5 protein-coding genes are annotated in these 6618 nt (G+C 72.6%); 1 reads left to right on the top strand and 4 read right to left on the bottom strand.

Annotated elements, in window-relative coordinates; all coding sequences use genetic code 11:
• Window positions 1–119: 119 nt before the first annotated feature.
• On the bottom strand, window positions 120–1349 hold the full coding sequence (locus AC07BS_RS34265; RefSeq protein WP_478935485.1) for a S8 family peptidase: 1230 nt from the start codon (window positions 1347–1349) through the stop codon (window positions 120–122).
• A 258-nt stretch (window positions 1350–1607) separates the two neighbouring features.
• The gene (locus AC07BS_RS34260) at window positions 1608–3665 is read right to left on the bottom strand and encodes a phosphocholine-specific phospholipase C (RefSeq protein ID WP_478935484.1); all 2058 of its coding nucleotides are present in this window, start codon (window positions 3663–3665) and stop codon (window positions 1608–1610) included.
• Between the two features lie 246 nt (window positions 3666–3911).
• On the opposite strand from AC07BS_RS34260, the gene AC07BS_RS34255 reads away from it, so the two are divergent.
• The gene (locus AC07BS_RS34255) at window positions 3912–4097 is read left to right on the top strand and encodes a hypothetical protein (protein WP_478643878.1); all 186 of its coding nucleotides are present in this window, start codon (window positions 3912–3914) and stop codon (window positions 4095–4097) included.
• Between the two features lie 320 nt (window positions 4098–4417).
• Here the strand turns inward: AC07BS_RS34255 and AC07BS_RS34250 are convergent, their stop codons facing one another.
• Window positions 4418–5347, bottom strand: a complete 930-nt coding sequence (locus tag AC07BS_RS34250; RefSeq protein WP_478935483.1) for a MurR/RpiR family transcriptional regulator — start codon at window positions 5345–5347, stop codon at window positions 4418–4420.
• 77 nt (window positions 5348–5424) lie between these two features.
• A complete protein-coding gene (locus AC07BS_RS34245; RefSeq protein ID WP_478643882.1) occupies window positions 5425–6471 on the bottom strand; it encodes a bile acid:sodium symporter family protein in 1047 nt (348 codons plus the stop codon).
• Window positions 6472–6618: the final 147 nt, after the last annotated feature.

Here is a 6618-nt window from a genome sequence, read left to right as displayed (position 1 = left end):
TTCCCCCCTCCCCCCCCCCCCCCCCTCCCCCCCCCCCCCCCCCCCCCCCCCCCCCCCCCCCCCCCCCCCCCCCCCCCCCCCCCCCCCCCCCCCCCCGGCCGGGTGGTGCGGTGGGGTGGCTACGGCACGACCTTGAGGAGCTTGTTGGGCGTTCCCGCGCCGGGGTTGGTGACCTTGCCGGCGGTGGCACCCGCCGTCAGCGCGCCCGCGACCTGGTCCGGGGTGGCGTCCTGGTGGGCGCCGAGGTAGAGCGCCGCGGCACCCACGACGTGCGGGGTGGCCATCGACGTACCGGAGATGGTCTTGGTGCCGGAGTCGCTGTCGTTCCAGTCGGAGGTGATCTGCGAGCCCGGTGCGTAGAGGTCGACGACGGCACCGTAGTTGGAGAAGTCCGACTGCGAGTCGTCCTGGGCGGTGGAGGCGACGGTGATGGCCTCCTTCACCCGGGCCGGGGAGCCCTTGCCGGCGTCGGTGGACTCGTTGCCCGCCGCGACGGCGAAGGTGACGCCCGAGGCGATGGCCTTGCTGACGGCCGCGTCGAGCGCCTCGTCCGCGCCGCCGCCGAGGCTCATGTTGGCGACGGAGGGACCCTTGTGGTTCTTGGTGACCCAGTCAATGCCGGCGACGACCTGCTCGGTGCTGCCGGAGCCCTGGGCGTCGAGCACCCGGACGGCCACGATCTTCGCCTTCTTGGCGACGCCGTGGGCCGTGCCGGCGATGGTGCCGGCCACGTGGGTGCCGTGGCCGTTGCCGTCGTCGGCCTTGTCGTCGCCGTCCACCGCGTCGAAGCCGTAGGAGGCCCGCCCGCCGAAGTCCTTGTGGCTGATGCGCACACCGGTGTCGATGACGTACGCGGTCACGCCCTCACCGGCACCGTCGGGGTAGGCGTACTTGCCGTCGCCCTTGGTCTCGGTCTGGTCGATGCGGTCCAGCCCCCAGGAGGGTGGGGCCTCCTGGCTGGCGTTGATGGTGAAGCGGTGGTTCTGCACGACCTTGTCGACGGCCGGGTCGGCGGCGAGGCGCTTGGCCTCGTCCCGGTCCAGTCCGCTGGCGGAGAAGCCGTGGACGGCGGAGGTGTAGGTGCGGTTGAGCTTGCCTCCGTAGCGTTCGGCCAGGTCCTTTCCCTGGGTGGTGAGGGAGTGGGCGGAGGCGCCCCGCTGTCCGTCCTTGAGCAGGACGACGTAGCTGCCTTCTATGGAGCCCTTGGCACCGGCGCCGTACACGGTGCCTTCGGCGGGGGCCGCGGCACCGGCGGGCAGAGCCAGCAGAGTGGCTCCGGCGGTGACGGCGGTGGCCGCGGAGACGGCCAGCACGATGCGCCGCTTTCCGGTGCGCTTGTGGTTCGGCATAAGGAGATTTCCTCCTCGCGAGTTGTGGGGGGGAATGCGCGTTGTCGCACAACGCACCGGAGCGAAGGGGTCCGCTCCGGTTGCGCAAAACCCTGTCAGTTTTGACGCGCCCAGTTCAACTCCCGTCAGGAGGTGTGACATACGCAACGCCATTGCGTAAATGCAAACACCAATGAACGACGGCAAAGGGGACGGACGCGTCAACCACCCTTACTCGCAGGGGAATTGAGATCCGGCCGAAATGGCCGGAATCCCATCTCAGTGCGTCGCGATCGCGGGGTCGCTCACCCCCGGCTCACCGGTCTCGACATGACCCGCGAACCGGCGCAGGAACGTGGCGTCCGTGTCGGAGACCACCGTCACGTCGTACCAGCGCTTGCCGCGGCGCAGGTCCAGCTCCCGCACCACGCGCCCGCCCGCGGGCACCGTGAAGGTCTCACCCTTCCCGCCGTACGCGTCGGTGACCGTCAGATGACAGGCGGCGCGCCCGGCGTTCGTCATCGTCAGTTCCAGGCGCCCACCCAGGGCGACATGACGTGCCGTCACCTCTGGGCCGACCGCGCCGCCGGTGCCCCGGAAGACGCGCAGGAAGCCGTTCGGGCCGTGAGCCGTCAGGTCGTACTTCCCCTTCGAGTAGGCCGCGTTCCAGGTGTCGGAGATCTTCTTGCCGGCCTCGGCGGTGTACGTCCACGGGCCGTCCGTGCGGTTGCCGGAGGTGACGACGAAGCACGCCCCGGCCTCCGCTCCCCCGCTGAACGTGAGGGTGAAGCGCCCGGTGGCCGGCGTGGCCGCGCCGTCGACCAGGGGGGCGTAGCGCAGCGGGCGGGTGGGCCTGGTGCCCTTCTCCTGGCGGGGCAGGGCGGGGTCGGCGGGGGGCTTGGGGACGTAGTCGGGGTGGCGCTCGCGGTCCTGGGGCTCGTAGGCGCCGGTGTCCGGCAGCCCGGCGTGTTCGGTGCGCCGGTGGCCGAAGTCGAACGCCGAGGTCAGGTCGCCGCAGATGGCGCGGCGCCAGGGCGAGATGTTGGGCTCGGTCACCCCGAAGCGGCGCTCCAGGAAGCGGATGACCGAGGTGTGGTCGAAGGTCTCGGAGCAGACGTACCCGCCGGTGCTCCACGGGGAGACCACGATCATCGGGACGCGCTGGCCGAGCCCGTAGGGGCCGGCGGCGTAGCGGGCGTTGCCGGCGAAGACGTCGCGCGAGGCGTCGACGGTGGACAGGCCCTGCGCGGCGGAGGCGGGCGGGAAGGGCGGGACCACGTGGTCGAAGTAGCCGTCGTTCTCGTCGTACGTGATGAACAGGGCCGTCCTGCTCCACACCTCGGGGTCGGCGGTGAGCGCGTCGAGGACCTGGGAGATGTACCAGGCACCGTAGTTGACCGGCCAGTTGGGGTGCTCGGAGAAGGCCTCGGGGGCGGCGATCCAGGAGACCTGCGGGAGGCGGCCGGCCTTGACGTCGGCCTTGAGGACGTCGAAGTAGCCGTCGCCGTTCTTGACGTCCGTGCCGGTGCGCGCCTTCTCGTACAGCGGCTCGCCGGGCTTGGCGTTGCGGTAGTTGTCGAAGTAGAGCAGGGAGTTGTCGCCGTAGTTGCCCCGGTAGGCGTCCTTGATCCAGCCCCAGGAGCCGGCCTTGTCCAGGCCGTCGCCTCGGTCCTGGTAGATCTTCCAGGAGATCCCGGCCTTCTCCAGCCGCTCGGGGTAGGTCGTCCAGTCGTACCCCGCCTCCTCGTTGCCGAGGACGGGGCCGCCGCCCTTGCCGTCGTTGCCGGTGTGGCCGGTCCACAGGTAGTAGCGGTTGGGGTCGGTGGCGCCGATGAAGGAGCAGTGGTAGGCGTCGCAGACGGTGAAGGCGTCGGCCAGCGCGTAGTGGAAGGGGATGTCCTCGCGCGTCAGGTACGCCATCGTGCCGGCGGACTTGGCCGGGATCCACCGGTCGTACTTACCGTTGTTCCAGGCCTTGTGGCCGCCGGCCCAGTCGTGGTTGAGGCCCGCGATGAACCGCATCCCCAGGTTCTCGGCGTCGGGACGGTAGGGCAGGACGTCCTTGGCGCCGTCCGGCTGGTGGAAGACGGACTTGCCGCTGCCCAGGGTCACCGGGCGGGGGTCGCCGAAGCCGCGGACCCCCTTGAGGGAGCCGAAGTAGTGGTCGAAGGACCGGTTCTCCTGCATCAGGACGACGACGTGCTCGACGTCGGCGATGGTGCCGGAGGCACGGCGGGCGGGGATGGCGGCGGCGCGGTCGATGCTGTTCGACAGGGCGGCGAGGCCCGCGGTGGCTCCGGCGATTTTGAGGAAGCGCCGGCGGTTGAGTTCGGCCATGAGTCTGGAGACCTCTTGGAGTCCGGGGACGGGACGGGGAGCGACGGGCGGCGTGCCAGTCGAGGGTTCCAAGAGGAGCGAGCGCCGGGGAAGGGACGATGTCGCCGATGTGACGGGACACGGTCATCGCGGCGAACAGGCGGCCGGGGCGCCGGAACCGCCCGGTTTGGACACCGCGGCGCGGGGCACTCGGGTGGCCCCCGCCCCCGGGGCCGCCGGGGCACACGCGGGTGTCGAGGAGGATCGATGGAGCGTGCGAACAGCAAGCACGGGGCGAAGCGGGACGACGAGCTCAAGAGGGAGGTGGCCGAACTGATGCGGTCGCGGCGGCCGACCCACACCGCCGAGTGGCGCGACGCCGAGGCGCCGGCCGTGGACGAGCGGCCGGAGGGGATGGCCACGCCCGGGGAGGAGGACCGCGCCGCCCGATAGGGACGGTGTGTGGCTGCCGGCGGTCCCGGTCCAGGGGGTAGACCGGGACCGCCGGGGGGTGTCCGAGGGGAGCGGACGACCCGCGAGAACACCGCCGGACCGATGAGGAGGGTAGGTCGGTCCTGGGCGTTCGCCACTTCGGCACCGGGGCTCGCCGTCGCGAGCGCCGATTCCGGTTCAGCCCCATCAGGCCCGGGCGCCACATGCAGTAAATATATTTACCGCCGAGTACGCAAGAGCATGAAAAATTTCATGCAGATCCGGAACAGGGATCCGCCCGGGGGAAACGGGCTCGCGGGGACGAACCGGTCAGGACTCCGTCAGGACTCCAGGAAGAAATCGTGCTGCTCGGCGGCCTGCTCGTACTTCTCCAGCCGCAGCTGGGTGCGCTCCGGGTCGGCGTCGGCCATGGCCTGGAGCAGCGCGGCGGACACCAGCCCGGGGGCCGCGTACGAGTCGAAGACCAGCCGCGAGCCCGTGCCGGCGGTGAAGGCCACGTCCGCCTCCTCCACCAGCGGCCCCAGCGCCGCGTCCGTGATCAGCGCGACGCGCAGCCCGGTGCTGCGGGCGGCGCGCAGGGCGGCCAGGGTCTCCTTGGAGTGCCGGGGCATCGCGAACGCCAGCACCCATGTCCCGCCCGCCTCCCGGGACTGCAGCAGGGCGTCGTAGGCCACGCTGCCGCCGCGCGAGACCAGCCGTACGTCCGGGTGGACGCGCCGGGCCGCGTAGGCGAAGTACTCCGCCAGCGAGACCGAGATCCGCAGGCCCAGCACGGTCAGCGGCACCGACCGGGCGAGCTCGCGGCCGACGTCGAGCACCCGGTCGGTGTCGGCGAAGACGCGCCGCAGGCTCTCCAGGTTGGCGATCTCGGCGTCGACGGCGGCCTGCAGCTCGTTGCCCCGGTCCGCCGGCTCGGCCGCGCCCGGCGCGCCGGCGACCGCGCTCAGCGCGATGGGTTGCAGCGCCTCCCGCAGCGCGGGATAGCCGGTGAAGCCCAGGGAGGTCGCGAAGCGGGTGACGGACGGCTGGCTGACCCCGACGCGCTCCGCGAGATCGGTGATCGACAGGAAGGCGGCCTCGGTGAGGTGGTCGGTGATGTACTGCGCGATGCGCCGCTGCGCGGGCGACGGCCGGTGGCCGCCGAGCAGGTCGCGCACCTTGTCCGCCGGCGGCGGCTCCTCTTCCGGGGACCGCCCGCCCGGTGTGATCGCCGACGCCTGCGCCCGCGCCCGCTGCTGCCCTGATGGCACCGGTGTGCCCCCTTCCCGCGACGTGCGATCAACATAGCCCACGCGCCCCGGGCACCCGGCCCGGCGAGCGCCGGGCCTCAGCGGGCGCCCGGTCGTACGGCCCCGGGCGCCGCGGCGGGAACCCGGCCCGGGCCCGCCGGCGGCACCGGCGTACGGGAGCGGCGGCGGGCCAGAGCGGCGCAGACGGTCAGCTGGATCGTGTGGTAGATCATCAGCGGCAGGACGATCAGGCCCACGTCCTCCCCCGGGAAGAGCACCGCGGCCATGGGAAGACCGCTCGCCAGGCTCTTCGTCGAGGCGCAGAAGACGGCGGTGACCCGGTCCTCGGGCGGGAAACCGAGCCACCGGGCGGTGGACGAGGTGAGCGTCAGGACGAGGGCCAGCAGGGCCGCGCACAGCGCGATCAGCGTCAGCAGCCGACCGGGCGGCAGGCGCTCCCAGACGCCGGCGTGCACGCCCTTGCCGAAGGCGGCGTAGACGACGAGCAGGATCGACCCGCGGTCGCAGAGCGTCGTCAGGAGGCGGTGCCGGCCCACCCAGCCGGCGATCCACCGGCGCGCGGCCTGCCCGGCCAGGAACGGCAGCAGCAGCTGGAGCCCGATGGCGGCGGCCTGGTCCGCCGAGAAACGGACCTCGCCGCCGTCGGTGAGCAGCCAGGCCGCCAGGAGCGGGGTGGCGAACACGCCGAGCAGGCTGGAGAAGGAGGCGGAGCAGATGGCGGCGGCGACGTTGCCGCGCGCCATCGAGGTGAAGGCCACGGCGGACTGCACCGTGGACGGCAGGAGGCACAGGAACAGCACGCCCGCGGCGAGTTCGGCGCCGAGGACGGCGGTGGGCAGCTCCCGGACCGCCAGCCCCAGCAGGGGGAAGGCGGCGAAGGTGAAGAGCAGGATCGGCACGTGCAGCCGCCAGTGCCGCAGGCCCGCGACGGCGGCGCCCGGGGACAGCCGGGCCCCGTAGAGGAAGAACAGCAGGCCGACGGCCAGCCGGGTGAGCGTGTCGACCGCCCCGGCGGCGGCCCCGGCGGCCGGGAACAGCAGGGCCAGGGCGACGGTCGCGAACAGGGCGGCGATGTACCGGTCGACGCGGCGCGCGAGGGCCCGCGCGACGCTGGTGGCGGACATGGAACGGGGTTCCTTCCGGGAGGCGGTGGAGGGCGGCGGAACGGGGACGGGGGGGGGGGGGGGGGGGGGGCCCCCCCCCCCCCCCCCCCCTTGTGGTTTTTTTGCCCCCCCACGCCCTCCCCTTTGTTTTTTCTTATTGTTTTGCCC

This window comes from Streptomyces sp. NPDC044063 (assembly GCF_056434285.1).
Note: the sequence above shows the minus strand (reverse complement) of the source record. Positions and strands in the feature narration are given on the sequence as shown.